General features: G+C 71.7%; 3 protein-coding genes. 1 reads left to right on the top strand and 2 read right to left on the bottom strand.

Annotation, left to right across the window (positions count from 1 at the left end):
• A partial coding sequence (gene rpsB, locus VNT50_RS12165) for a 30S ribosomal protein S2 (RefSeq protein ID WP_325485382.1) occupies nt 1-808 on the bottom strand: 808 nt, incomplete at its 3' end.
• A gap of 337 nt (nt 809-1,145) precedes the next feature.
• Here rpsB and VNT50_RS12160 point away from each other — a divergent pair.
• Complete coding sequence (locus VNT50_RS12160) at nt 1,146-1,685, top strand: murein hydrolase activator EnvC family protein (RefSeq protein WP_325485381.1); 540 nt, start codon at nt 1,146-1,148, stop codon at nt 1,683-1,685.
• Between the two features lie 507 nt (nt 1,686-2,192).
• Here VNT50_RS12160 and VNT50_RS12155 read toward each other — a convergent pair.
• The gene (locus VNT50_RS12155) at nt 2,193-3,146 is read right to left on the bottom strand and encodes a tyrosine recombinase XerC (RefSeq protein ID WP_325485380.1); all 954 of its coding nucleotides are present in this window, start codon (nt 3,144-3,146) and stop codon (nt 2,193-2,195) included.
• Nucleotides 3,147-3,485 lie beyond the last annotated feature (339 nt).

The raw sequence follows: 3,485 nt of genomic DNA, 5'->3' as shown, positions 1-3,485 counted from the left end.
GCCAGACCACTGCGGCGACCTCGGCCTCAGCGGTGGCCTCAGCAGGTGCGCCCTGCTCGAGCAGCTCGCGCTCCCAGTCGGCGAGGGGCTCGGCGTCGGCCGACTCCTCGGTGGGCTGGTGGCGCTGGATGAGGCCCTCGGCCGCGGCGTCGGCGATGATGCGCGTGAGCAGGCTCACGGAGCGGATCGCGTCGTCGTTGCCGGGGATCGGGTACTGGAACTCGTCAGGGTCGGCGTTCGTGTCGAGGATGCCGATCACGGGGATGCCGAGCTTCTGCGCCTCGCTGACGGCGAGGTGCTCGCGCTTGGCGTCGACGATCCAGAGCGCCGACGGCGTCTTGGTCAGGTTGCGGATGCCGCCGAGCGACTTGTGCAGCTTGTCGAGCTCGCGCTTCTTGAGGAGGAGCTCCTTCTTCGTGAAGCCGCTCTCCGACGGGTTCTCGTAGTCGAGCTCCTCGAGCTCCTTCATGCGCGCCAGGCGCTTGGAGACCGTCTGGAAGTTCGTGAGCAGACCACCGAGCCAGCGCTGGTTGACGTAGGGCTGGCCGACGCGCGTCGCCTGCTCGGCGAGCACTTCCTGGGCCTGCTTCTTGGTGCCGACGAAGAGGATCGTGCCGCCGTGCGCGACGGTCTCCTTGACGAACTCGTACGCCTTGTCGATGTACGACAGCGACTGCTGGAGGTCGATGATGTGGATGCCGCTGCGCTCGGTGAGGATGAAGCGCTTGACCTTCGGGTTCCACCGGCGGGTCTGGTGTCCGAAGTGGACGCCGCTGTCGAGCAGCTGGCGAATGGTGACGACGGCCATGGCCGTTCTCCTGTTCTGGCGCGCGTGCGCGCCGCTTTCGGTTTGTTCCGCCGGACCGTTCGGCCGGCGAGCCTGGTACCCGGCTCGCACACCCGCGCATCCGCGTGAGCGGATGGGACCGTTGGGTGTGGATGCCGCGCTCTGCCCCTCAACGAGTTCGGGGACGGGCGCACTGGGCACGCGTAGTCACCCCGACAGGCGGGGTGCGACGTTCAGTGTATCAGGCGGCGATGGGAGTCCCGGCGGAGCCTCCTCCCCAGGGCGGTCGTACTGGTGATTGTGCACCGCCGCCCTCGCCACCGTCCCGCGTGCGCGCCGGCGGCCTCAGGATGGGCGGATGCGACGGGTGCTGTGCACGGCGACACTCGTCGTGATGTTCGGGATGCTGGCATGCGTCGGCGCGCCGCGTCCGGCGTCCGCCGTGCCCGCGGCGCCCGGGGCGCCCGCCGTGTCGGGCACCTCTGGCTGGGTCTGGCCGGTCGACCCGCCCTTCCGGCTCGCGGAACCGTATGTGGCGCCGGCGCACGACTACGCGCCGGGCCACCGCGGGATCGATCTCGAACCCCTCGCAGGGCATGACGTGCTCGCTCCGGCCGACGGCGTGGTCGCCTTCGTGGGTCGCGTCGTGGACCGGGACATCGTCACGATCGACCACGGCGGCGGGCTCGTGACGACGCTCGAGCCGGTCGTGAGCGAGCTCGTGCCCGGAGCCGAGGTCGCGGGCGGGGACGTCGTCGGCACGCTCGGCCTCGGGGGCCACGCCGCCCATGGCACCCTTCACTTCGGTGTGCGGCGCGATGGTCGCTACATCAACCCGATGCTTCTGCTCGGTGGCGTGCCCCGCGCGGTGCTCGTGCCGTGCTGCGACGCGCTCTGACGCACGCGGTCCATCCCGCTCCGGCTCGGCACGCCCGCGCTCGGGCCCACCCGCGCTCGCGTGCACGTGTTTGGGGCGCAGAACTGTCCTTGGGGCGGAGGAATCGCGCCCCGAAGGGGCAAATGCGCCCCAACCCGGGAGATGAAGGCGCCGCGAGGCACGGGCGGGGCGCACGCGCGCTTGGGCGCACGTGTTTGGGGCGCAGAACTTTCCTTGGGGCGGAGGAATTGCGCCCCAACGGAGCAGACGCGCCCCAAACCCACGCATGAGGGCGCCGCGAGCCCGTGGGCACGGCGCACCGTGTTCGGGGCGGGCCCGCGCGCTTTGGAGCGCACATGTTTGGGCGCACATGTTTGGGCGCACGTGTTTGGGTGCACATGTTTGGGCACACGTGTTTGGGGCGCAGAACTTCCCTCGGGGCGGAGGAATCGCGCCCCAAGGGAGCAGATGCGCCCCAAACCCAGCAACGGCGGATGACAACGCGCCCGGCCGCGATGGGCTCAGAGATCAGGCCCGGGGGTGTGCGAGGCGGTAGGTCGAGGCGAGGCGCTCCGAGGAGACGTGCGTGTAGATCTGCGTCGTGCCGAGGCTCGCGTGACCGAGCAGCTCCTGCACGGCCCTCAGGTCGGCTCCCCCATCGAGAAGGTGGGTCGCGGCCGAATGCCGCAGGGTGTGCGGGCCGACGGCGCTGGATCCCACGACCGGACCGAGCGTCCGCGACACGAGGTCGTAGACGGTGCGGGGAGAGATGCGCCCGCCCCGGGCGCCGAGAAACACGGCCAGCCGATCGGATGCCGACGACGCGGCGGTCGACGCCGCGGGCGTGTGCGTGCGTGAGGTTGTGGTCGCCTGCTCTCGCAGCACGGGCCGCCCGTGGGCGATGTAGGCACCCACCGCGTCGCGCGCCGGGACGCCGAAGGGCACGACCCTCTCCTTGGATCCCTTGCCGAGCACACGGGCGGTCGCCCGATCGAGATCGAGATCGTCGATGTCGAGCCCGCACAGCTCCGATACGCGGACGCCCGACCCGTAGAGCACCTCGAGGATGGCGTGGTTCCGGAGTTCGATGGGGTCGCCGGCGGCCGCACGCGTCGCGTAGGCGTCGAGCAGCGTGCGGAGCGCGTCGGCCGTCGCGACGGCAGGCAGGGTTCGGCCGCGCTTGGGGGCGACGAGCCGCAGGCTCGGATCGGCGGCGAGCAGGCCCTCCTCTGCGCACCACCCGAAGAACGAGCGCGCCGCCGCCGTCCGGCGGGCGAGAGTGGCTCGGGCATCCCCCCGCTTGGTGGCCGCCCAGAGCCATTCGCGGAGGAGCTCGAGGTCGATCTGCTCGAGCGGAACGAGCCCCGCCGTCGCCGCGAGGTCGCGCAGGTCGGCACGGTACGCGCGTACCGTTGCCGGCGAGAGCCGGCGCACCTTCTCGAGGTGCACCGCGAAGGCCTCTGCTGCGGCATCCAGCTCCATTCCCCCAGCATGCCCCCGCCAACGGCCTTCGCCGGGGCGCGGCACGCGGGAAACCGACCTCCACCGCGGCACGCGGGAGACCGACTCCACCGAGCCGCCGCACGCGGGAAACCGACCTCCCGGACGCGCGGCGCGCGGAAGTACCACGGCCCCCGACTCGACACCCCGTCAGAACGCCACCCCGGCCCTCACATCGTCGACGCCGTGCGCCTCCAACCGCGCTCGTCCCTGAGCGCGGTGCCATCGAGCGCCAGCACGCCGAGGATCCCCTCGACCTCCGCGATGCCGAGCCCCGACCGTCGGGCGACATCCGCCGTCTCGCGCCACGCGCGGACGCTG

The organism is Microbacterium sp., assembly GCF_035554235.1.
Lineage (GTDB): Bacteria > Actinomycetota > Actinomycetes > Actinomycetales > Microbacteriaceae > Microbacterium.
This window is presented reverse-complemented; position numbering and strand designations above follow the sequence as displayed.